Source organism: Micromonospora pallida (genome assembly GCF_900090325.1).
Lineage (GTDB): Bacteria > Actinomycetota > Actinomycetes > Mycobacteriales > Micromonosporaceae > Micromonospora > Micromonospora pallida.
On record NZ_FMHW01000002.1, the window covers coordinates 6,133,237 to 6,155,106 of the forward strand.

Here is a 21,870-nt window from a genome sequence, read left to right on the forward strand (position 1 = left end):
GGCTTGGCGGGTGGGACGGCTTAAGCCGTCCCGGCGGTGGTGGTGTGCTCGGCCGGGTGGGACGGCTTGAGCCGTCCCAGGGGGATGACCCGTCCCGGGGCTGAGCTGGGCGGGGACGGCTGGGACGGCTGGGACGGGTCCTCCTCGGGCACCATCTCCGGGCCGGGGCAGTAGCGTCGCCACGCGTCGGTGAAATCGGCTTGGTAGTAGCCCTTGACCTGCCCGTATGGCGTGCCGAAGCGGATGTTGGTGGAGCGGATCTCGTATTCGGCCAGTAGTTGACCGAGTTTCATCGCGGTGAGTCCGGCACCGTTCTTGCCGTACTCGGCCCATGGCGCTTCGGGGTCGGCCCGCAGCTTGTCGAGCAGGATGGTGCTGGGGATCGCCCGGCGTCCCTGGTTGTCCACCACCCCGGCCGTCCGGAACGCCGTGTGGCAGTCGGCCAGCAGGCGAATCCGGTCGGAGGGCACGGCGGTTCCGTCGCGTTCGGCCGTGAGGGTTTCGCAGGCACGGCGTGCCCGGTCGGGCCAGGTTCCCCCGGCGAGGTCGGCCACGGCCACGAGGGGTTCCCAGGTGTCGGCGGCCCGGTCCTCTACCGGCATGGTCGGTTCCGCGGTTTCCAGGTCACGCATGTTCGCCCGTAGCCACCCGGTGAGCTGTCGGGCGAGTTCGCGTAGGGCGGGGCTGTCACGGCGGTGCCGGTAGGGGGCCACGGTTTCGCCGGGTGCACGGCGGCGCATGCGGATGACGACGGCGCGGTCTTCGATGGTGTCGGGCATCGCGCCGATACCGGCGAGTGCGGCCATGGAGAAGGTGGGGATCTTCTCGACCTTCTGCGCGGCGGCGTCCCACCGGATCGCGGGCCGGTTGCGCTGGTGACCGGCGTTGAGCAGGCCGCGTAGGTCTTCGTTCGTGTCGGCGGCGGCACCGAAGATGGTGTCCGCTTCGTCCACGAGCAGGGTCGGCGGATCGTCGGTCCCGATCGCCCGGTATACAGCGGCGGGACTGGCGTTGACGGTGATCAGCGGCGCGTAGCAGGTTGCCTCGACCACGTCGAGCAGTCGGGACTTCCCGCACCGTTTCTCGGGTGCGCGGATGACCAGTCGGGGCGCGTGTGCCCACGCGGGTTGGGCGTGGGTCGCGGCCACCCACAGCGCCACGGCGTCGACCGCCTCCGCGCAGGGCAGGATCACGTACTTCGTGAGGCAGGCGTGTAGGGCGTCGAGGATCGCTGCGCCGTCGTTGGGCTGGTCGGTGGTGCTGATGGGCTGGTTCATGCGGCGAGTCCTTCGGCGCGGAAGCCACCACGGATGGCGGCGCGGATGTCCCGGTCGGTCTGCTCGGCGGCGCGGCCGGCGGTGGTGAGGGCGGTGATCGCGTCGGCGCGGCTGATCGCGTCGGCGGCGACCATGCGGGCTACGCCGCGTACCGCGCCGTAGAGGGTGGTGCGGCGGCTTCCCTCCGGGGCGTCAGCGACCGCTTGCAGGTGCGCGGCCAACAGCCGGTCAGGGAAGGAGATGCCCCCGCCGGGCGAGTGCTGGTCGGTGAGTGCGGCAGGGTCGGCGGTGGTGTCGGCGCGGCCGGTCGGCAGGCCGTCACCAGCGCGGAGGGCATCTCCTCCATCGCCTTGTCCGGTGCCCACCGGTACGGGCGGCCCGTGCGCGGGTGCACGCTGGGCGGAAGTACCACGTACCCGCCGTCGGCTTTCACGTCGATGCCGGGACCGAGTCCCTGTCCTGGCTTGCCCTGACTGCATGGCACCGGGCCGCCGGGGTGGCGGTAGTAGAGGTGCAGGCCATTGGACCCGGTCGCCACGTACGCGGTGGGCGGCAGCAACCCGCGCTCGATGAGCGCGTTCATGGTGTCCCGGCCACCGTGGGCGGGGTCGACGTCGACCACGACGGTGCCGGACGCGGCACCAGTCCGCAGGGCAAGTTGCCCGGCGGGCACGGCGTCAACGATGGCGGCGACCCGGTCGGGGTCGGTGGTGGCGGCGTAGAACCCGTGACAGGTCAGGCACGGGCAGGCTTCCCGGTCGTGGCCGGGATCGGGGTCGGCGCAGGACGGGCAGTTGGCAACGGGCCGTTTCGACCGGGCGAGCATGAACACCGGCCAGCCACGGGCGGCGTAGTCCAGGGCGGCGGCGAGCAGCGGAGACGGGTCGGGCATGAGACTCCTTCCGTACGGGTGGACGGGTGTCGAGTCGGGTTCCGGTCGGCCGGCGAGAGCCGACGGCGTGTGGTCGGGGCAGCGGGGGCCTTGCAGGTAGGCGCGGACACCGTTCGGGCTGTGGCAGTAGCGCCGGTCAACGCCGATCCAGTGCCCGCACCGGACGGTGGGCGGGTTCATCAGCCGGTGCCGCTCCTTCCCGGTGTGGCGTACAGATGGCCAGCGCCGGGCGGGCACTGGCCATCTGGTGGTGAGGGCGCGCAGCGCGCCAGTTGTGGGGTTGTCAGGCGGCGAGAGGGACGGTGCCGAGTCGGCTAGTAGGGCGGGCGCGGTCACGGGGCCGGCTGATGGCACGGGCGGTGGTGGGCGCGGGGCCGGTCGCGGTGGCGGTGGTGGTGCGCCGGGCGCGTGCGGCGTACATGGCTTGGTCGGCGGTGGTGAGCCACACGTTGATGGGCTGGTCGGGGTGGGCGAGGGTGGCTCCGATGGTCGCGCCGACGGCCAGGGTTCGGCTGTGGTGGTTGACGGGGGTGGTGAGTCGGGCGTGGATGTGGGGCAGCCATCCGTTCAGCCATACGTCGGCGTCGTGGTGGCGGGGCGCGGGGCCGGTGGTGATGAGGGCGAATTCGTCGCCGCCGAGGCGGGCGGCGATGCCGACCGGGCCGGCGATGGTGGCGAGTCGGGCGGCAACGGTGGTGAGGATGTGGTCTCCGGCGTCGTGGCCGTGGGTGTCGTTCACCTGCTTGAAGCCGACGAGGTCGATGAGGGCGACGACGACGGGGCGGCCGGCGTGGTGGGCGGTGGTGATGAGCGGGTCGGCGGTGGCGGTGAGGCCGGCGCGGTTGTGGGCTCCGGTGAGCGGGTCGTGGGTGGCGTCGTGGCGGGCGGCGTCGAGCTGGGCGCGTAGCCGGTGGTGGGCGGTGAGCCATCCGGCGGCGAGTCCGATGGTGGCGGTGCCGAGGGCGGTCGCGGCGAGCGTGGTCCGCATCGGGTGTCCTTCCCAGAGCGAGCGACAGCAGCGGGGTTGGGTTAGCGGCGGTGGGTGAGCAGAGCCCAGATCACGAACCCCGCGACGGCGATCACGAGGGCGGCGGTGCCGGCGAGTCCGGTGAGGTCGCGGATGAGCCATCCGGTGACGCGGGCACGGGCCACGGCGGCGTCGGCGTGCCACGCGACGCGCTCGACGCGACGGCCGAGCGGTATACCGAGAGTGATGCCGAGGATGGTGCCGAGGGCGAGCGCGATGAGCGCTACGGCGGCCAGGTTCATGGGTCGACTCCTGTTGTGGGGCAGGGTAGGCCGGCCGTGAATTACACGTGTACTTCACGGCCGGTTTCTCTAGGTCAGGGGCCGTGTAATCGGCGTGAACTTCACGGCGATTACACGGCCCGTGGTGCGCTCGGTCAGGCGGTGCGCAGGATGCGGTAGCGGCCGTTGCGGTTGACGGCCATCAGCAGCGGCTGGTCACCGACGGTGAGTTCCTTGAGAGCCTTGGTGAGCCACGGCGCGCCGTAGCCGGTGGCCGCGAGCACGTCACCCAGGTCAGCCGGCCGTACCTCCGTGTGGCCCTGTCCGGCGAGGGCGGTGATGTGGTCGCGCAGGATCGTGCGGGCCTGCTCGGGGCTGGTCGGCTTCGGCAGGGCGAGGGAGAACCGGCGCGGGGTCGGGGTGGTGTCCAACTCCTTGGAGGGGTCGACGTCGTCGGGCGGGTCGTTGGGGTTGACGCCGGGGCGTGCGGCCATAGCGGGTACCTCCTGCTCAGCCTCACCACCACCGGCGGTGGTGGGGCGGGGGCCGGGTGACGGCTTGACGGTGTCGGTGGGCATGACGGGGGCGAGAGCGCGAGCGGTGACCGGGTCGAGGGGCTGCCGCACGGTTGCCCACCCGGCCACGGCGGCGGCCAGGTCCGAGCGTTGGGCCAGTTCGCTGCGGCAGGGGATCGGCCACCGGCTGGTGGGGATGCCGGGCGACTCGATGTACAGGTAGCCAGGCTTGCTGCTTCCCCACGTCTCCGGCGACGCTCCGGCGTCGACGGTTTCGCCGGACAGGGCGAGGGTCGGATCGTCGCGGCTGTCGATGCCGAAACACACGTTCGTGGCGAACTGCGACCGCAGCGAGGTGGGTGCCCGGTCGTGCGTCCACCGCTGCTGGGACAGCACCAGCGAGATCCCGGCCGATCGGGCGCGTTCGGCCACCTGCACCAGCGCGGGGTGACCGGACCACGCTGCGGATTCCTCCACCCACACCATCAGATGCGAGAGCGAACAGCCCGGCATCCACTCCGTCAGGTCTTCCCGCCCCAACGCCTCGGTGCGGGCGGGGATGACCTTCTCGGCGAGGATGTCGAAGAACGCCTCCGCGTGTTCGTCCTCGGTGATGAGCAGGGTGAGCCCGTCCTTGACCGGCTTGACGGTCTGGTCACGTTTGACCGTGTCCACCACCACCAGCGCACCATCCGCGCGGGTCAGGTAGTCCGTCATTACGACCAGTGCCCATTCGGTCTTGCCGGAGCCGGTCATGCCGGTGGCGCGGACGTGGGTGGCCGGGCGGACACCGGGACGGCCGGTCAGCCACAGCGCGACCGCTTCGCCGTCTTCGGCGATGCCGAACCGCAGTGGCGCGTCACCCACGGAGCGGCCGGGCGCGGAGGGGCCGGCCCAGGGGATGGTGTCGCGGAGCTGGTCGACCGGCACCACCTCGATCCGCCCGGTACGGACGCTGTCGGGGTCGCGGTGCACCCGCACCGCCGACGGCGCGACGTCGAGAGCCGACGCGATGGAATCGCGCGAGCCCTCCACCTCCGACAGCGTCTCGCCGTGCGGCATGGTGATCGACGCTTTGACCTTCGCCCCGTCGATTTTCGGGCGGCCGATCCGCGCGTCCTTCAACGCGGCAACCGCTTCGGCCAGGCCACCACCGGTGGTGTGGGTGGCCTGCTCGTCGGGGTTGGCCTTCGCCATCAGCCGCATGACCGCGACCGCGACGGACGCGACGACGGTGCCGCCGGCCCACAGGTCCAGCCACGGCCGCTCCCACGGCGCGCCGATCGTGGCGCCCAATGCCCACACCGACCCCGACGCGGTGAGCAGGGTCGCCACCCGCTGCCGGATGACGCCACGGGCACGGCCGGCGGCCCAGGTGAGCGCGGTCAAGCCTCCTCCGGCGGCGGTGATGCCGGCGGCGGCCCACGGGTTGGTGCCCCACCAGTGGTGCGACGCGGCAGCCGCCGGCCACGCCAGCAGACACCCAGCCGGGCACACCAGGTACGGCAGAGCAGCCGAGCGCAGGTCGACGGAGTACGACATCGGGGAGAGCCCGCCGTTGCGGGGCATGCGGGACGATCGTGGCCGCTTCATCGACCACCACCCCCGCCGTTGGTAAACCGGAAGTCAGACTTCCTCGGTCGGTGGCCGACGGCCTCCAGTTCGGGGAGGTAGACGGCCTCGAAGCGGGTCGACGCGGTCACGATGTACTGCGACGCCACCACCAGCGCATCGGAGGCGTGGGTGATGGGCTTAGCCACCTGCCGCGCCCGCGCCCGCGCGGTCAAACCACCAATGACCACCCCACCGGACACGGCACGGAGGCGCGCGTCGAGCTCGGAGGCGGTCACGCCGAGTTCCAGGGCGGCGGCGTGCAGGACGCGGCGGGTCTCGTTGAACCAGTGCGAGAGGGAGACGTTGTCGGTGAGGGCGTCGGCACCGGTGAAGATGCCGCGCTGATCGTTGATGCCTGCCATGCTGATGGTTCCCTTCCGGGGAGGGCCGGGCGCGGGTCGTTGTCGAGGCGTGCACCGCGCCCGGCGCGAACAGGGGTGGGCCGGTTGGCCCCCGCACCCACCCACCCGGCAGCGCGGGTCGGTGGGCACGGCCGGGAAACCGGCGGTCAGCGCAGGATGAGGGCGAGCAGGGCCGTGACGGCGGTGCCGACCAGCCCGGCCACCAGCAGATCCACGGCGAGGCGAACCCGCCGGTACTTGCGCATCGCCGTGCGGGACAGCCACACCAGATGGCGGGCCTGCTCGGCGGTGGTGACCAGGGGCGGGGCGGTGGCCTCGGTCATGAGGTCCCCCGGCACGGCGGTGGCGTAGTGGACCAGGCCGTGACTGCCGCCGAGGGACGGCCGGACGGCGCAGGCCAGCAGCGCGACGGCGGTGCCGACCAGGGCGACCGTGACCACCCCGGCGGCCATCGCCAATGCGGGCAGGTCAGCGCGGGCCAGGACGGCTACGCCGACGGTGACGGCCGCTCCGGCGACGGCCATCAGGGTGGATGCCTTGCTGTCGACGCGGACCAGTTCGGCCCGTACCTCCGTCTGTCGGGCGGTGAACCATTCCGGATCGGGTACTGGCACCATCAGAGGTGCCCTCCTCTCATCGCAGGGTTGGGTGCAAGGCCGGCGGCACAGCGGGTTGTCTAGGCCGAGTGCTGTGCCGCCGGGCGTAGCTACTGGTCCGCGTGCATCAGGTGCGCCAGGGCCGCGCCCATGCCGAGCACGGCCACGGGCAGGCAGGCCACGAGGGTGGTGATCCACCACGGGGCGGACGTGACCCCGGCGGCGATGAGCAGGTGGTAGGCCACCTGGCCGAGAGCGCCGATGCCGAGGGAACCGAGGGCGGACCACTTCGCGAACCGGGCCGCCCGGACCGGCACCCGGCCGGACAGCCACACATAGAGCGCGTACGCCCCGTACGTCTCCACCCCGATGGGGAGGGTGATGGCGGTGTCGATGACCCACCCGGACCCGATACCGGGCAGCAGGTTGACCTTCCCGAACCCGGTGAGCTTCCCCAGCCCAACCCACCCGCCCCAGATCGCGACGAACGCGGGGAGCGCGAGGAGGATCACGGGCCACACCACCGCCCGCCGCGACCGGGCGGGACTGATCTTCGTGTCCGGGCTTTCGACCGTGCTGATCTGCTCGGTCGGCTCGACGGCCACCACCGGCAGGGCGGGTTCCGGGTCCGGCGTGGGCGGGTCGGTCCGGTCGGGCGTGGCCGGGTCCGTCTCGGTGGTGTCGGTGTCCGGGGCGGGGTCGATCGGGAACAGCGTGGGCCGCTCTGCCAGGCTGCCGCGTACCACCATCGCGGCGTGCATGCGGTCGGTCCGGGCCTGCTGGTCACGCTCGTCGCGCAACAGGGTCAGCAGTTCGTTGGCCTTCTCCGACCCGATCCGGAACCGCTTCATCAGCCGATTCCGCGACGGCAGACCACCCAACTCGTGAGCGAGCTTCCGGGCCGCCGGAAGCAGGTCTTCCACCGGCTGCGGGTAACGGGTGCCGTTGATGGCGGGAGCGGTCATCAGGCCACCGCCACATCGGTCAGCGCGGCCACCGTGGACGCGTCCAGAGGCGACACGTCGACGGCCTCGGTGGCGTCGGCGTAGATCTCCCAGCCGTGCCACGTCGGGTAGGCGTACATCGACCGGACCGGGCGACCCTCGCTGTCGGTGCGCTCCCGCTCGGCGGTCAGCAAGTCCGGAGCGTTCAGCCCGGCGGCGTCGAGCCAAGTGCGCAGTTCCGCGACCGTGGCGAACGTGATGGCCATGGACGCGTGGTCGCCATGAACGCGGATGCCGGTCGGGGCGGCGAGCAACAGCAGCTCAGCCATCACCGCGCGGTGGCTCCTGCGGGCAGTCATCGAAGCGTCTCCTTCATCGTCGGGGCAGGCGTGTTCAGGGCGTGGGCGAGGGCGAACGGGGCGAGCATCACGGCGGGGCCGCCGAGCAGGATCAACAGCAGGATCACGAGGTACCTCCGTAGGCACAGTCGGTGCACTCACCGAGCGAGCGCGGGATGTAGTACGGCCGCACATCGCGGCACGTCGGACACGTCCGCCGGGCGATCAGCGCGGCCCGGACGGCGCGCATCTGCGCGGGGGTGGCGGTGCGCTTCGGTCGGGCCAGGTCCAGCCGGTACAGGTAGGCGGCACGGGTGCCGCCAATGCCGCGCCAGAGAACCTGAGCGGCCACCGGCTGACCGGCGGGCCGTAGGCCGGCGGCACGCAGTTGGCGGCGGGTGGCGTAGCCGGGCGGGGCACCTCTCCACCAGTAGGTGGGGATGCCGTACCGCGACCCGTCCGGGTCCCAGTAGGCGGCGCGGATGCGGCCCATCAGGCCGCGCGGGACGAGCCGACGGGGCAGCCGTAGACGGCCCGGTGCGACACCTGCTCACCACCGCAGTCCCGGCAGCGCAGGACCTTGCAGCCGTACGCGCAGTCCGTCGTCAGGGCCACCTCGACCAGCCGGCAGACGTGCCCGTGCTGGCGAGCGGTCAACTCGGCGGCGGTCCGGGTCACTCGGGCCTCGGCGCGGCGTACCCGTCGCCAGTCCATCGCGGACGGGCCACCGTGGTCCTCGGCGTAGATCAGGCTGATCGCAGCGTCGAGCACGTCGAGTTCGGCGGCGATCAGCGGCCACTCGACGTCGATCGCGTCCAGGTCAGCGGCCGACGGTCCCTGGTCGTGGTTCACTTCGCTCGGTTCCTTCCGGTACGGCGAGAGCGGGCCGGCTGCCGGCAGGACCGGCAGCGGCGCTCATCGGTAGCCAGCGGGGCAGGGTGTCCGCACCCGTTGCAGGTGCGCCATACGGCGCTGGACTTCGTCGTGACACGCACACACGCGGCGAGCACGGTCATAGCGGGATCACCTCTCCCCAGGTCAGATCAGGTGGATAGCCAGGGCAGGAAGCCCGCCGGGTCGGCGGGTAGCCGTGGCTGCTGGATCGGTGGCAGAAGCGAAACCGCGCGCCGGACCCGTCCACTCGGCCCGCTCGCCCGGGACATACCGGGGTCGACCACCATGTGGCTCAATGCGGGCATACCGCAGACGGATCTACGCGGCGCTTCTGCTGTGAAGTTCTCAATGAACGAGTGCGCGGCAGCCCGTACGCGAACGCCGCAGCCGAAGCCGCAACGCCGACGCCGACAACCAACCGGCTTGTCGTTCCTGGCTAGCCAGGTTCGATGAGATGACGGTAGGGGTGCTTGGCTAGTCAGGTCAAGCCTGCGCGGCAAACTTTCCCAACTTGGCTAGTCAGAGCTACCGTGGACGAGTGAGCCAAGACCTTGACTTCCTCGGTCAGCTAGACCCCGACGACCCGAAACAGGCATCGCAGCAAATCGCCAACAAGCTGCGGGCCGCCATCCTCACGCGCCGACTCGCTCCCGGCGACAAGCTGCCGTCACAGCCCGAACTAGCAGCCCGCTACGGCGTGGCACGGGAGACCGTCAAGCGTGCCCTAGACCTACTCAGGGCAGAGCGACTGATCGTGTCCCGGCAGGGGAGCGGCGCGTTCGTCCGCGCGCAGACGCAACGGGCCGTTGAGCTGCGTCCGCACATCGAAGCCACGTTTGAGCGGCCCCACGTCACCATCGATTTCGCCGGCTTCTCCGGCGAGACGCTGCGAGACGCGCTCGCCGAAGCACTCGACAAGGTCCGTGTCGGACGGCTGGCGCCGGAGACGATCGCCGTGCGGGTTCTGATCTCCGACATGACCGTCCCGATGGCGCTACCTGCACGGGCCGAGACGCAAGCCGACGACCCGGCCGTACGCGAACGCGCCGAGCGCATCACCCGCCGTGCGGCAGACGGCATCATCGACCAGGTCACCGAGCTGGGCGACCTCGGCCTTATCCGGTCGACCACCGTCGAGGTACGGATGCACCGGGCATCTCCGCTATTCAAGCTCTACATCCTCAACGGCGAAGAGGTGTTCTACGGCTTCTACCCGGTCGTTGAGCGCACCGTCTCGGTTAAGGGCGAGCCCATGGCTATTTACGACCTGATGGGCAAGGACGTACCGCTGTTCCACTACGCGGTGACTGACGACGACACCTCCCACGGCACACAGTTCGTGGAAGCGTCCCGCCAGTGGTTCGACTCGGTGTGGTCGACCATCGCCTACCGATACGACGGATGAGCGCCGACCTTCACCGGCTCATGGCCGGTATCGGTGCGATCCTGCTCGACTTCGACGGGCCGGTGTGCAGCATCTTCGCCAACTACCCAGCGCCGAAGGTTGCCGCCGAACTGGTCGACGTGCTCCGGCGGCGCGGTGTCGACGTGCCGCCCGACCTGGCCAGCGAGCCGGACCCGCTAGAGGTGCTCCGGCGCACCGGTGCGACCGGCGACCAGGACGCCACGCGGGCCGTAGAGGACGCACTCTGCGCAGCCGAGCGCCGCGCCGTCGAGACTGCCGAACCCACGCCGTACGGCCGTGAGGTCATCGTCGCGGCCCGGCAGGCTGGCGTGCCGGTGGCGGTGGTCAGTAACAACTCCGCCGACGCGGTGACCGCCTATTTAACAGCGCATCGGCTGGCCGGATACGTGTCGCCAGTCGTTGGGCGCGTGTACGCCAAGCCAGCTCGCATGAAACCTCATCCGGAACCTGTTCTGGATGCCGTCCGCGCGCTTGGTGCGATTCCGAGTGACTGCGTTTTGATCGGCGACTCACTCTCGGATATCGAGGGGGCGCGGGCGGCAGGAGCCAGCGTGATCGGATATGCAAATCGGCCGTCCAAGGAAGATGCCTTCCGTATGGCCGGGGCGGACGCCGTAATCACATGCATGGGAATGGTGGCCGAGGCGTTAATGGAACGCCCCTGACCTTATATGGATGGCGTTCGCAAAACAGGAACAGCGGGGGCAGGATCAATCCTGCCCCCGCCGCTGGAATTACCAGAGCCGGGCATCCGCTGGAGGCATTGAAACGGCATGTAGATGCCGCTTCGGCTCCACGGTGCGTAGCTTGCTTGGCGCTTCTCCGAAGTAGACTTCTGCGAGCTTGTGCTCATTCAATACCATGAGCTTTGCTACTTCTTCTCGCGAATATTTGAGATTGCTTAAGTAGTGCTCAATGAGGTACCGCATCAGTCTGGGTTCTTCCGAATCGAATTCGCCTGGCTCATTCTTTCTTCCGCCTGGCAGCTTCGACAGTTGAATGTAGAATGTTCGGTACTGGCGTTCGGTGATGGTCCCCAGGTCGTTCGCGCGCTTGACCAGGGCGGCGAGCGATACGCGCCATTTTGCCTTGAGGGCTCCGAGTTCGCGGAATCGGAGCCCTCGCAAGTCAGGTCGGATGTCCTGTGTAGGCATGAGCAGCGCTGATGCGAAAGCATCGGCGTCACGCTCCATGTCGTCGGACGCTGACCCGTTGTGCATTACCAGATGGCCCAGTTCATGTGCCAAAGCGAAGCGACGTGCGGATGCCGGAAGCATTCCGTTCAGAACAATGACATGTCGCCCTGCCATGCCAGGCATCGAAACTGCGGACAGTTTCTCATGGCCAAGGTCTGTCACGAAGACAGGTATCCCGGTCGCCTCAATCAATGCAACGAGATTCGGCAAAGGGCCGGGTGGAATGCGCCATGTAGCACGAACGAACTGTGCCGCACTTTGCGGGTCCCACGACTCGTCGGTTGGGCAGAACGGGAATGGCGCGGCCGAGTCAAATTCCAGCGTACGAAGTAGGCGAACGGCCTCAAGTCGTCGGACGTTCGCCAGTGCGTTAGCCTTCTTGAGCGGCTTTACTGGAAGCGTTAGACGCTTCTTATGGTAGAAATCGACGAAGCCTTCACCAAGCACCTCTTCTCTTTGAGAGAAAAATTCGATAGGAACCCCGCATGCCTTGGCGAGTTGTTCCAAAACATCGCGTTGAGGTTTTTCGAATCCGTTTTCAATCTTCGAAATCTGGCTTTGAGAAATGCCAGCAAGATGCGCAAGGGCGCTTTGCGTCAGGCCTTCTGATTCTCGCGCCAATGTAACCATGCGAGCATTAAACTCATCGGCCATCACCATCCTCCTTGCGTGCTACACGGGCAATGCTGGGAAGCGCAGCGATCTCGGCCGAGCCTGAACCGGGGAGCGAAGGCAGGATCGGCGTAACAGGCGCAAGGACCCCCGCCGCCAGTTCGCGAAGATCGATAAACCACTCAACCTGACCCGCCACCTTGCGGACCAACACGATCTTGTCGACCCCTGCCTCCACCTTGTCGAGGACGTAGCCGCAGGTCACATGTGCAAGCTGCGGCATGCCGTCGAGGAAGCCCTGCCCGGCCAGGCGGACCTGCGTCCGGGTGGGGTAGTTCCTCGGTGCCAGAGCGCGGCTGTGCTTCTTGAACCGGAGAAGCATCCGTTCGCGCAGGACGTACCCGGCCGAGCCCTGAAGCTCAGTGCGTCGTACGCCCTCCATCCCCTCGACCAACGCTTCGTCGGCCCTTCGGATCATGTACTCCCAGACGATCGAGGCGCGCGCCCGAAACCCCCGCCGTCGACCTTCGTCGAGGTGATCTTGCCATGCCCCCTCGACGACCTCGATCAGCCTTTCGGCCCCCGCGACCCCCACGATCTTACGCGCCTCGGCTTCACTGAGCACATGAACCTCCTGTTCAGGGCGGGTCAGGAATATTATTCCGGGCCTGCGTCCAGGTGATCCTACGTGATGGGGGCGACAGCCGTGGGTCCGCCGCCCTCCTGTGGGGCGCTCGGCATGGGCGGTCGCGGGGCCGAACAGGGGGCGCGCCGCGCGCTGCCACAGCTCCTGTCGGTATCGCGGCGCCTACAGCCTTCGTGGTGGGCTGTGAGTCGGCGTGGTGGCGCGGAGCTGCATTGAGTCCGGTCGTCGGCGCGCGAAGGTCGAGACGTTCCAGGCTGCCCGGACGGATCTGGTGATCGCAAGTGGAGGCGAGCTCTTAGCCAGCATGGTGGTCGTCCCCTATCATCCTGAGTGGCGCTCTCTACTGGATCGGAGTCACGGGTTGGCGTTCCTTGACTTGGCTGGCCACGCCGCAGATGTCTCCGCGATACCAGTAGCAGCAACTGGATTTGGATTGACGCTCTGGCAGCTTCGCAAAACGCGTAAAGCGGCGGAAGCTGCCAGAGATGCCGCAAAAACGGCACAAGCGGCTATATCGAGGAGCAATGTGCTCGTCTTGATTCCTCAGTTGCAGCGCACTGAAGAGGAACTGGAGCGAGCGGTGCTTGCAAAGTCGAAGCCGCTTATTCGCTCTCATCTGCAAAGCTGGCGTTGGCAGGCAGGGCAGATGCGGGGGTTGCTGAAGTTCGGCGGGCTCGCTGGAGATGATCTGCTCACCGACATTCAGATCTCAGTTTCCGGAGCGTCGGAGATCGCTAGTGAGCTCGTTGGTTCGATTGATGTTGACTTGGCCGAGCTGACCAAACCTGTGCGCGAAGCTATAGCAAGAGTGACGAACGAACTGAGCGCCGTTGCTAGCATGCAGGGCATTCAGGCGGGAGGAAGTCAGTGAGCCTGGAAGTGGATGGCCCCACGCTAGATCGGCTTGAGCGACTAGTTGCGCTGCTAGTTGATCGAACCTCCAAGGGGGCGGCTCAGTGGCGGATAAGGAAGACGCCTCTAGACTCTGAGCCGGTATTCAGTCTCTCGACTCCGAACTTCACCGTACACCTCCGCCGATCGGATAGAATAGGTGCTCCGGAGATTCGGATAGTAGATGAAGAGGGCAACGAGGTGCTCGATTACCTCGCCGGAGGGATTGTGACCTCTGCCGATCCCAGATACATGAGAATCAATCATGACGTCGATGATCTCTTCGCCATTGTAAGGAAGATGACCATGCGTACGGCCAGGAAACTCGATCGGCTTATCGGTGATATCGAGAAGCTATAGCGATGGTGTATCAGGGTAAGATCGACTGTTCCGGGCCTGCGGCACTTAGGTCTAGCTCGCCGAGGCGGTAGAGACCTCACCTCGTAGTTCTCGTGCCGTATCTGTGTCGCAAGGTGGGTCACGGCTCGCAGACCAGCAGGTCAGCGCCGTGAGCTTCGTGGTCTTGAAAACCGGTAAGGCAGCGATGTCTTCGTGGGTTCGAATCCCACACCCTCCGCCCGTGAGTAGCAAGAACGCCCCTGGCCGGCGCGAACGCTGGCCAGGGGGCGCATCGCTGGACACCGAAGGGCGGCTTGGCTGCGTGCGGTGGCGGCCTACAGCTGGCGAACCGGACTGTCGATGATGAGAATGACGTTTCCGGCAGTGTCGAACGCCTTGAGCCTGCTGAAGGCGAAGCTGTCGGAAAAATAGCTCACCGGCTGGCTTACGGTAATGCTGGTTGTACTGCATGCCCAGGCGCCAGTGGAAAATCGCTCTGCACCGTAAATATCGACCAGGTACACCCGGTACCTGTGGCAGTTCGACGGATGACCGTCCACGCTGATAAGTCCTGTGCCCACGAAATAGCCGGTTTGGTCGTCGATGCACGTCGAGGTATGCCAGGGTTTTACGTCGTACCAAGCGCGACAACTGGCGGCAGCCTGAGCCGGTGTTGCGGCAACCAGGCAGGAGACGCCCACACTTATCGCCGTAAGCGCAAGCGACAGTACTTTCCTTCTGAGATTCACTTGTCCTCCCCCGTTGGCTTGCGTTACAGGGTCGATGACCCTGAACGTAGTGATGTTCGCCGATCATCGGGGTTGCTGTCAATGGTTACTCGATATCTCGGATGGCTTGCAACCGTCTTCGACCCACGTCAATGTGACAATTGCGCGCTTGCGCGAGTCCTGGTCTTGGCCGCCAGCAGGGCCGGTTGCCCGCAGGGTGTGGCGCAGTTCGGGGCGCGTCGCGTCGAGGCGGCGAAGTCGTACCTGGATGAGGCGGGTTCAGGCGATGAGCAGGCGAAGGCCGAGCTCTGCCGCGTCGAGACCGACGAGGTCGTGGTTGCGCTCTGCCCACCGGCCTGAGGCGAGGTCGTCACGGAGGCTGCGTACCACCCTCTGCTCGACGTCCGGCCCGACCCTGGCCCAGACCGACACCCCGCGACGGACGTTCTCGTCCAGGTATGCCTCGGGCCGGCGCCAGTAGGCCTCGAAGAAGCCGTCGACGCAGTCCCAGGGGATGGGCACCGGCTCCAGGCGGGCGCCGATCGCGTCGGCCAGCTCGGTCACAGAAGGCCGGGCGGCAACGAGGTCAGCGGCTTCGGGAAGGTAGTCGCGAGTAAGCCAGAACCGATGAAGCCACCCGGTATCACTGGTGTCGTGCGTGAACACCACCACGCGGCGAGCAACACGCCGCATTTCGCGCAGGCCCGCGATCGGGTCCGGCCAGTGATGGATGGTGGCAAAAGCCATCGCCGCGTCGAAGGACTGGTCCTCGAACGGAAGCCTGTCCGCACTGGCAGCCACGCACGGCGCTGCGCCTGCGGGACGCTGTGCACGCATGAGCGCCGACGGTTCCACTGCGGTGACGTCACGGTCGGTGGGCTCGTAGGAGCCGGTACCAGCCCCGACGTTCAATACCGTCCGCGCATCGCCGAGCGCAGCCCAGACCCTTGCGGCGATCCGCAGCTCGGTGCGCCGCGTCACGGTGTAGGTGGCTCCGATGGTGTCGTACAACTGCCCGCTGGACATGCCCCCGCCTCCCTGGCCGTCACCAGCCCCACGCCGCGTACGGGGCCTGGCGTTGCTGCAAAGAGCGTAGGTCACGTTTTCCCTTGCGACCGGAGTGAGGGACATGTCGCATACATGCGTCATGTTCCCCACTGGCCAGCGTCCGTACTGGTTCCCGCCTCGGCGGCTTGAGCCACGCCGCGCACCGGGGCGGACGTTCGCCACCCGCCCCCAGCAGGGTAGGAAGAATGGTGGAAACCACCTTCAGTGAGAGGGATCACCGATGACCCTGGAACGACCGATCGCCCCGGATCCGTACGAGCTGCTGCCGACCGTTGGGTCGTTCACCCTGACCAGTGACGACGTACACAACGGCGAGCCGATGGACGCCGCGTACGCGCACGGCAGCGTGGGTGGCGACAACGTGTCGCCGCAGCTCGCCTGGTCCGGCTTCCCGGCGGAGACGAAGGGGTTCGTGGTCACCTGCTTCGACCCGGACGCGCCCACGGGCAGCGGCTTCTGGCACTGGGTGCTGGTCAACCTGCCGGCCTCGGTGACCGAACTGCCCCGGGCAGTCGTCGAGGGCGCCCTCGGCGGGGCGTTCAGCGTCCGCAACGACTACGGCCAGCAGGGGTACGGCGGGGCCGCTCCGCCCGCCGGGGACCGGCCGCACCGGTACCTCTTTGCCGTGCACGCGCTGGACGTGGAGCGGCTGGATCTCTCGCCGGACGCCACGCCCGCGTACGTCGGCTTCAACCTGGCGTTCCACACCCTGGCGCGGGCGGTCATCCGCCCGACGTACCAGGTCAAGGAGTAACCACCGGTGAGCCGAAGGGCCGTGCCCGGGCAACGGGCGCGGCCCTTCTCCGTGGGCGCCGGTCAGCCGGGGACGCGGGCGACGGCGAACACCGACTGGCCGAACGGTGGTCGGACGACCTGCTCGGCGGCCTTGGTCACCGGCAGGACGGTGGTGTCGTAGACCTTGACCATCGGGCCCTCCTTCGGCATCAGTCGGAAGACCTTGGTGGCCATGAAGTAGCCGATCAGACCGAGCGCGTTCGCGTAGTGGATCCGTTCCACCCGCAGGCCGGCCTCGGTCATCGCAGCCCCGAGGGTCCGCTTGGTGTAGCGGCGGACGTGGCCGGTGGCGATGTCCGCCGGGCTCATCGCGAACTGGAACGCCGGCACGATGATGATCACCGCTCCGCCCGGCCGGACCAGGTCCCGCATGCTGCGCAGGGCGGCGACGTCCTCCTCGATGTGCTCGAGGACGTTGTACGAGACCGCCGCGCTGTACTCAGCGCCCGCCTCGTCGTGCGGCAGCAGCATCTGCCGTACCTCGATGGTGGGGTGGTCGGCCAGGCGCTCCTTCAGCGCGACCAGTCGGTCCGGGTCCGCCTCGGTGGCGGTGAAGCGGGGCAGGTGCGGTGCCCACTCCAGCGCGTAGTCCCCGAGCCCGCTGCCGATCTCGATCGGGTTGTCGCCGAGGTACGGGATGGCGAGCTCGACGAACCATCGGCGGTGGTTGACGGCTGTCGCGAGGCCCTCCAGCACCTCGGACTGCACGCGCTGGTCCCCGGTGATTTCTGCCATGCGTCGATTCCTCACCATATGACTCGACCCGCATCCGGACCCGACAGAGTCAACCACCTGGCGTTGGCGGTGGGGAAATCGGCCACCGGGGGGTGGCCGGAAAACGTTCGATCGGGGGTGCGGAGATCTTCTACTGGGCGAACCTGGCACATACTACGCCGGAACTCCGAAACGCACACCTCGCCGTCTGGGCGTGACTACGCTCTGAATTGTCATGACTACTCCGGAGTCGGAGGTCGGTCGGGAGTGGTTGCTCCGTCCGGGGTCCTCCAGTGCGGCGCGGCGAGGCGATCCGGGCGGGCCGGACGGCGGTGTACGCCTTGCTGGCCGGTGGCTTCCGGACGCGGCGGCGTCGGCGGGATTCGTGCTGCTGGCGCTCTGGGTGACCGCCCGATTCTGGGTGAACCCCGACCACGAGAGCGGGGTCAATCCTACCGACCAGGCCCAGTTCGAGTGGATGCTGGCGCACGGCGCGCGGGTGTTGACCGATTTTGCCTACCCCTTCGGTTCGGACCGGATGAACGTGCCGGAGGGCGTCAACCTCATGGCGAATACGTCCGTATTATCCGTTTCATTGCCAATGACGCCGGTCACCGTGTTGTTCGGTCCGCGAGCCGCCTTTCTGCTCTTTCTCACCGGCGCGATGGTCGCCACCGGCGTCGCCTGGTACCTCGTCCTCTCCCGGGTGCTGATCCGCTCCCGACCGGCGGCCTGGGTGGGGGCGGCGTTCTGCGCCTTCTCCCCGGCGATGGTGTCCCACGCCAACGCCCACCCCAACATCGTCGCCCAGTACGTCGTCCCGCTGATCGTCTGGCGAACCCTCGCCCTGCGCGAACCGGGCCGGTGGCGGCGCAACGGCCTGATCCTCGGGCTCCTCGTCGTCTGGCAGGCGTTCCTCAACCTGGAGATCCTGCTGATGGCCGCGGTGGGGCTCGGCGTGGTGATCGCCGTCCTGGTCGTCCGTCGGCCCGACCTGTGGCGGGACGCCCGGCCCTTCCTCGCCGGACTCGGCGTCGCCGCCGGCTGCGCGCTCGTCGTGCTGGCGTACCCGCTGTACGTCCAGTTCTTCGGTCCCGGCGCGTACGAGGGCCTCTCCCGGCTGATCCGGGGCTACCGCAGCGACCTCGCCTCCTTCTTCGCCTGGCCTGGTGAGTCGCTGGCCGGTGATCCCCGCGACACCGAGCGGCTGGCCAAGAACCCGACCGAGGAGAACGCCTTCTTCGGCTGGCCGCTGGCGCTGCTGGTACCCGTCCTGGTCTGGTGGCTTCGGGACCGCGCCGAGGTGCTCGGCCTGGCCGCCGTGGGGCTGCTGTTCGCCGTGCTCTCCCTCGGCCGGGAGATTCGCTACAACGGCCGGGACACCGGCGTCCCCGCGCCCTGGGGCGCCCTGGAGAACCTGCCGATCCTGCACTCGGTGGTGCCCACCCGGTGGGCGTTGGCACTGACGCCGGTGGTCGGGCTGCTCCTGGCGTACGGCGTGGCACGGGTCGGTGAGCTGACCCGCCGGCACCCGACCGCCCGCCGGCAGATCCGTCTCGGCGCGGGCACCGTGCTGGCGATGGCGCTGCTGCCCCTGCTACCCACCCCGCTGTCCACGGCCCGGCTGGAACCGGTACCCGAGTTCGTCACGTCCGGGGCGTGGCGACCGTACCTGGCCGGTGGGCGGAGCCTGGTCGCCCTTCCGCTGCCCGACACCGACTACGCCGACCCGCTGCGCTGGTCGGCGGTAACCGGCCTGGAGATGCCGATCGCGCGGGGCTACTTCCTCGGCCCGGACCGACGGCCGGACGCGCCCGAGGGGCGAATCGCGCTGTTCGGCGCCACTCCCCGTCCGACCAGCAGCTTCTTCACCACCATCGGGCGCACCGGAGCGGTGCCGCCGATCACCCCGCAGGACCGGGTGGCAGCCGTCGACGACCTGCGGTACTGGCGGGCCGGGGCGGTGGTGCTCGCCCCGCAGCGGCACGAGGACGCCCTGCGTCGGGGGATGACCGAACTCACCGGCGTCGACCCGGTACGGGCCGGTGGGGTGTGGCTCTGGGACGTCCGCCCCCTGGTGGACTGACCGGCTGGGGCAGTGGACTGACTGGCGGGGTCAGTGGACCGACTGGCGGGGTCAGGGGCGGACGCAGCAGCCCCGGCAGTACTTCGGCTTCGGCAGGGTGAACGCCAGGCAGCAGGTCCGGCGCTGGACGGTGGGCTGACCGGACGGCCCGGGGACCAACTCGACCAGGTCCTGGACGCCGAGCGCGCCGAGCAGGGTGTCGACCGACTCCACCGCCGAGCCGGGGAGCGCGTCGGCGGCCCGCAGGATTCCGTGGGCGACGCCGGAGGCGACCGAGCCGAGCAGCGTACGGGCACCGATGCGGACCTCGGCCTGGATCGCCGCGACCAGCGGGGTGAGGTGCGCGTCGAGCAGCGACGCGCGGAGCAGGCCGAGCAGTTCGGCCTCGTCGGCGACCACCCGCACCCCGGGCGGAACGGCCACGGCCAGTGGGTCGCTCGGCAGCACCGCCACGGTGGTCGACCGGCGCAGCCCGAGTGTGATCAGTGGGCGGTGGTCCTCGAAGTGGATCAGCACGTCGGCCGGATCGAGCAGGGGCACCCGCCGCGCGGACGCCCAGCCGAGCACCGCCGGCAGGGCCAGCCAGTAGCTGTACGACTTCCAGGCCAGGGCGGCGCAGGCGTGCGGCGTACCGCCCCAGCGCTGGGCGGCGGCGGCCAGGAGTTCGGGCAGGCGGGTGCCGTCCACCAGGGTGGTGGCCGGGGACCAGCCGTACTCGTCGGCGACCACCAGGCCGGGCGCGAACTCCGGCAGGTCGTCGGTGCCGAACATGGCCCGCAGCGTCGTGACGACCGGGGCGAGCGGGGCGGCGGCGGTACGGGGTGGGATCACCGCTGTCACTGTCGTGCTCCCCCCGTCGACCGGCCTGCCCTATGAGCTAAGGCTAACCTAACTGGCGCCGCAGGGGGAGGGGTGGGGTGTTCTGTGACCTGGTCCGGCGAGGTACCCGCCCACCAGAAGGAAAAACGCCCCGACAAGGAGGACGTATCGGGCGGCCCGAGAACGGCTCGATGAGTTTTGTCAAGGTCAGAGTCGGCAACGTGCCACTTCTGTGGAATCCCGCCGACCAAACGTGAAACTGATACTCCCGGCCATGAGGAAGCTGATGACGACCTCGCCCCTCGAACGGGCCGCCGACTCGTTCGCAGTCGAGCTCGGCCGGCACCGCGTCGAGCGAGGGCTGTCCAAGAAACAGCTCGCTACGCTGATGGGGTTCGATCCGTCGTACGTCAGTCACGTCGAGAGCCGCCGGCACCGCCCCACCGAGGACTTCGCCCGGCGCGCGGAAGCCGTCCTGGAGGCCGGCGGCGCGATCTGGCAGCGCTTCCGCGAGTACGACGACCTGCGGCACGCGCGGACCGCGCCGCCGCACCGCGACCCGCCGGTCCCCGGCCAGTGGCTGCCGCCCGGCACGGGCCTCATCGTCGAGCACGAGCTCGCCAGCCTCACCTACCGCGACGGGCAGTACCACTGCGTCGTCCGGCGGGACCTCTACAACGCCGGCACCGACCCGGTCACCCGCTACCTGGCCCGGGTCGCCGTCGACCGCTACCCGAACGATCCCGGCCGGTCCAACCGGCACCACCGGGACCACCCGCTCACCTTCGCCGAGCTGCAACTGCGGGCGTACCGGGACGATCGGGGCGAACGCGAACCAATGCACTGGCGGGCCAAGCACGACCGGGACGCGTTCAAGGAGTTCTGGCTCCTCTTCGAGAACGCCGACGGACGCTTCCCGCTCTACCCCGGCGACCGGGCCACCATCGAGTACGAGTACTGCGTCGGGCAGGAGAAGTGGGGGCGCTGGTTCCAGCGTGCCGTCCGGGTGCCCACCCGGGCGCTCGACGTACGGCTGGACCTACCCACCGCGCTGGAACCCCAGGTGTGGGGACTGGAAACCTCGCTCTCGGCGGAGGAGGGGCCGCTGCGGACCCCGGTGCAGCGCCACGACGACGGCGACCGGGCGATCTTCGAGTGGGCGACCGAGAACCCCCCGCTCAACGCCCGCTACCGGCTTCAGTGGCGGTTCCGTAATCCGCCCACCACGGTGTCCAGGCGCAACGGCGCGTCGGCCGATCCGGCCCGGCCCCGCCCCAGCGACCGGATGCGGGCCGCCGGCATCGTGCAGCGCGGCGCCGACCTGCTCCGTCAGCCGGTCCGGCAGTTCGACCTGCCCGAGGAGGAAGCGGTCGCCCGGGACGTGGTGGACCGCCTGCTCACCGCCCTCGCCGAACTCGACGAACTGCACCGGTTCAGCCGGGGTGTCGGACTGGCCGCTCCCCAACTCGGGCTCAGTTGCGCCGCTGCGGTGGTACGCCCGCCGGACCGTGGCGCCGAGCCGGTGGTGCTGCTCAACCCCCGGGTGGTCGATTCCTCCCCGGACACCGACGAGCAGTACGAGGGCTGCCTCTCCTTCTTCGACCACCGGGGGCTCGTCCCCCGGTCGTTGCGGCTCGACGTCGAACACGCCCGCGCCGACGGCAGCCGTCTGATCACGTCCTTCGCGTTCGGCATGGCCCGGCTGGTCGCGCACGAGATCGACCACCTGGAAGGGCGGCTATACGTCGACCGGATGGCACCGGGAGTGCCCCTGGTGCCGGTCGAGGAGTACCGCGAGACCAGCCACGCCTGGCGCTACTGACCGGGGCGGCCGGGGTGGCCCGGCGCGGGGTGGCTCGACGGGGGCCGG

The 21,870-nt window shown here is 68.9% G+C and carries 24 protein-coding genes, 1 tRNA gene and 1 pseudogene; 8 read left to right on the forward strand and 18 right to left on the reverse strand.

Annotated features, from left to right (window positions below; all coding sequences use genetic code 11):
• Positions 1-20 precede the first annotated feature (20 nt).
• The 12 genes from GA0074692_RS25880 to GA0074692_RS25930 all read right to left on the reverse strand — a co-directional run bounded on the left by GA0074692_RS25880 (position 21) and on the right by GA0074692_RS25930 (position 8,638).
• Positions 21-1,277, reverse strand: coding sequence for a DUF3631 domain-containing protein (locus tag GA0074692_RS25880; protein WP_176738575.1), 1,257 nt, complete (start codon positions 1,275-1,277; stop codon positions 21-23).
• On the reverse strand, positions 1,274-1,411 hold the full coding sequence (locus tag GA0074692_RS37040; protein ID WP_425413359.1) for a hypothetical protein: 138 nt from the start codon (positions 1,409-1,411) through the stop codon (positions 1,274-1,276). Before GA0074692_RS37040 ends, GA0074692_RS25880 begins: the two co-directional genes overlap by 4 nt.
• Positions 1,412-1,416: 5 nt before the next feature.
• The gene (locus tag GA0074692_RS25885) at positions 1,417-2,169 is read right to left on the reverse strand and encodes a bifunctional DNA primase/polymerase (RefSeq protein WP_425413360.1); all 753 of its coding nucleotides are present in this window, start codon (positions 2,167-2,169) and stop codon (positions 1,417-1,419) included.
• 283 nt (positions 2,170-2,452) lie between these two features.
• Positions 2,453-3,157 (reverse strand): GGDEF domain-containing protein, encoded by a 705-nt coding sequence (locus GA0074692_RS25890; RefSeq protein ID WP_091648506.1) that lies wholly within the window; start codon positions 3,155-3,157, stop codon positions 2,453-2,455.
• Between the two features lie 41 nt (positions 3,158-3,198).
• Entirely contained in the window at positions 3,199-3,438 is a 240-nt protein-coding gene (locus tag GA0074692_RS25895; protein WP_091648507.1) for a hypothetical protein, read from the reverse strand.
• A 134-nt stretch (positions 3,439-3,572) separates the two neighbouring features.
• Positions 3,573-5,501: an FtsK/SpoIIIE domain-containing protein gene (locus GA0074692_RS25900; RefSeq protein ID WP_245730459.1), complete on the reverse strand. Its 1,929-nt coding sequence runs from the start codon at positions 5,499-5,501 to the stop codon at positions 3,573-3,575.
• 20 nt (positions 5,502-5,521) lie between these two features.
• Positions 5,522-5,908 (reverse strand): hypothetical protein, encoded by a 387-nt coding sequence (locus tag GA0074692_RS25905; RefSeq protein WP_091648509.1) that lies wholly within the window; start codon positions 5,906-5,908, stop codon positions 5,522-5,524.
• 146 nt (positions 5,909-6,054) lie between these two features.
• A complete protein-coding gene (locus tag GA0074692_RS25910; RefSeq protein WP_091648511.1) occupies positions 6,055-6,525 on the reverse strand; it encodes a Pycsar system effector family protein in 471 nt (156 codons plus the stop codon).
• An 89-nt stretch (positions 6,526-6,614) separates the two neighbouring features.
• Positions 6,615-7,469, reverse strand: coding sequence for an ABC transporter permease (locus GA0074692_RS25915; protein WP_091648513.1), 855 nt, complete (start codon positions 7,467-7,469; stop codon positions 6,615-6,617).
• The gene (locus GA0074692_RS25920; protein WP_245730460.1) at positions 7,469-7,807 is read right to left on the reverse strand and encodes a hypothetical protein; all 339 of its coding nucleotides are present in this window, start codon (positions 7,805-7,807) and stop codon (positions 7,469-7,471) included. Before GA0074692_RS25920 ends, GA0074692_RS25915 begins: the two co-directional genes overlap by 1 nt.
• 103 nt (positions 7,808-7,910) lie before the next feature.
• Positions 7,911-8,279 (reverse strand): RRQRL motif-containing zinc-binding protein, encoded by a 369-nt coding sequence (locus tag GA0074692_RS25925; protein ID WP_091648520.1) that lies wholly within the window; start codon positions 8,277-8,279, stop codon positions 7,911-7,913.
• Positions 8,279-8,638 carry a DUF6284 family protein gene (locus GA0074692_RS25930; RefSeq protein ID WP_091648523.1) on the reverse strand — a complete coding sequence of 120 codons (360 nt, stop codon included), beginning with the start codon at positions 8,636-8,638 and terminating at the stop codon, positions 8,279-8,281. Before GA0074692_RS25930 ends, GA0074692_RS25925 begins: the two co-directional genes overlap by 1 nt.
• A gap of 580 nt (positions 8,639-9,218) precedes the next feature.
• Here GA0074692_RS25930 and GA0074692_RS25935 point away from each other — a divergent pair.
• Positions 9,219-10,085: a GntR family transcriptional regulator gene (locus GA0074692_RS25935; protein ID WP_091648525.1), complete on the forward strand. Its 867-nt coding sequence runs from the start codon at positions 9,219-9,221 to the stop codon at positions 10,083-10,085.
• On the forward strand, positions 10,082-10,771 hold the full coding sequence (locus GA0074692_RS25940; protein ID WP_091648528.1) for an HAD family hydrolase: 690 nt from the start codon (positions 10,082-10,084) through the stop codon (positions 10,769-10,771). Before GA0074692_RS25935 ends, GA0074692_RS25940 begins: the two co-directional genes overlap by 4 nt.
• 69 nt (positions 10,772-10,840) lie before the next feature.
• On the opposite strand, the gene GA0074692_RS25945 is transcribed toward GA0074692_RS25940, so the two are convergent.
• Positions 10,841-11,956 carry an XRE family transcriptional regulator gene (locus tag GA0074692_RS25945; RefSeq protein ID WP_176738576.1) on the reverse strand — a complete coding sequence of 372 codons (1,116 nt, stop codon included), beginning with the start codon at positions 11,954-11,956 and terminating at the stop codon, positions 10,841-10,843.
• Positions 11,946-12,539, reverse strand: a complete 594-nt coding sequence (locus GA0074692_RS25950) for a hypothetical protein (RefSeq protein ID WP_091648534.1) — start codon at positions 12,537-12,539, stop codon at positions 11,946-11,948. Before GA0074692_RS25950 ends, GA0074692_RS25945 begins: the two co-directional genes overlap by 11 nt.
• Positions 12,540-12,921: 382 nt before the next feature.
• On the opposite strand from GA0074692_RS25950, the gene GA0074692_RS34250 reads away from it, so the two are divergent.
• The 3 genes from GA0074692_RS34250 to GA0074692_RS34985 all read left to right on the forward strand — a co-directional run bounded on the left by GA0074692_RS34250 (position 12,922) and on the right by GA0074692_RS34985 (position 14,025).
• Entirely contained in the window at positions 12,922-13,431 is a 510-nt protein-coding gene (locus tag GA0074692_RS34250) for a hypothetical protein (protein WP_141725409.1), read from the forward strand.
• Positions 13,428-13,811, forward strand: coding sequence for a hypothetical protein (locus GA0074692_RS34255; RefSeq protein WP_141725410.1), 384 nt, complete (start codon positions 13,428-13,430; stop codon positions 13,809-13,811). Before GA0074692_RS34250 ends, GA0074692_RS34255 begins: the two co-directional genes overlap by 4 nt.
• Positions 13,812-13,940: 129 nt before the next feature.
• A tRNA-Ser gene (locus GA0074692_RS34985) sits at positions 13,941-14,025 on the forward strand.
• Between the two features lie 100 nt (positions 14,026-14,125).
• Here GA0074692_RS34985 and GA0074692_RS34260 read toward each other — a convergent pair.
• Positions 14,126-14,539 (reverse strand): hypothetical protein, encoded by a 414-nt coding sequence (locus tag GA0074692_RS34260; RefSeq protein ID WP_141725411.1) that lies wholly within the window; start codon positions 14,537-14,539, stop codon positions 14,126-14,128.
• A 258-nt stretch (positions 14,540-14,797) separates the two neighbouring features.
• Positions 14,798-15,532: pseudogene (locus GA0074692_RS25955) on the reverse strand (class I SAM-dependent methyltransferase); the annotation flags it as partial.
• Between the two features lie 274 nt (positions 15,533-15,806).
• On the opposite strand from GA0074692_RS25955, the gene GA0074692_RS25960 reads away from it, so the two are divergent.
• The gene (locus GA0074692_RS25960; RefSeq protein WP_091648539.1) at positions 15,807-16,340 is read left to right on the forward strand and encodes a YbhB/YbcL family Raf kinase inhibitor-like protein; all 534 of its coding nucleotides are present in this window, start codon (positions 15,807-15,809) and stop codon (positions 16,338-16,340) included.
• Positions 16,341-16,402: 62 nt separating this feature from the next.
• Here GA0074692_RS25960 and GA0074692_RS25965 read toward each other — a convergent pair whose 3' ends face one another.
• A complete protein-coding gene (locus GA0074692_RS25965; protein ID WP_091648543.1) occupies positions 16,403-17,116 on the reverse strand; it encodes a class I SAM-dependent methyltransferase in 714 nt (237 codons plus the stop codon).
• 214 nt (positions 17,117-17,330) lie between these two features.
• Here GA0074692_RS25965 and GA0074692_RS25970 point away from each other — a divergent pair, with 214 nt between their 5' ends.
• Positions 17,331-19,181 (forward strand): DUF6311 domain-containing protein, encoded by a 1,851-nt coding sequence (locus GA0074692_RS25970; protein ID WP_245730461.1) that lies wholly within the window; start codon positions 17,331-17,333, stop codon positions 19,179-19,181.
• A 51-nt stretch (positions 19,182-19,232) separates the two neighbouring features.
• On the opposite strand, the gene GA0074692_RS25975 is transcribed toward GA0074692_RS25970, so the two are convergent.
• Positions 19,233-20,009 (reverse strand): (2Fe-2S)-binding protein, encoded by a 777-nt coding sequence (locus GA0074692_RS25975; RefSeq protein WP_091654093.1) that lies wholly within the window; start codon positions 20,007-20,009, stop codon positions 19,233-19,235.
• 277 nt (positions 20,010-20,286) lie between these two features.
• Between GA0074692_RS25975 and GA0074692_RS25980 the strand changes: the two genes are divergently transcribed.
• On the forward strand, positions 20,287-21,822 hold the full coding sequence (locus GA0074692_RS25980) for a peptide deformylase (RefSeq protein ID WP_091648552.1): 1,536 nt from the start codon (positions 20,287-20,289) through the stop codon (positions 21,820-21,822).
• Positions 21,823-21,870: the final 48 nt, after the last annotated feature.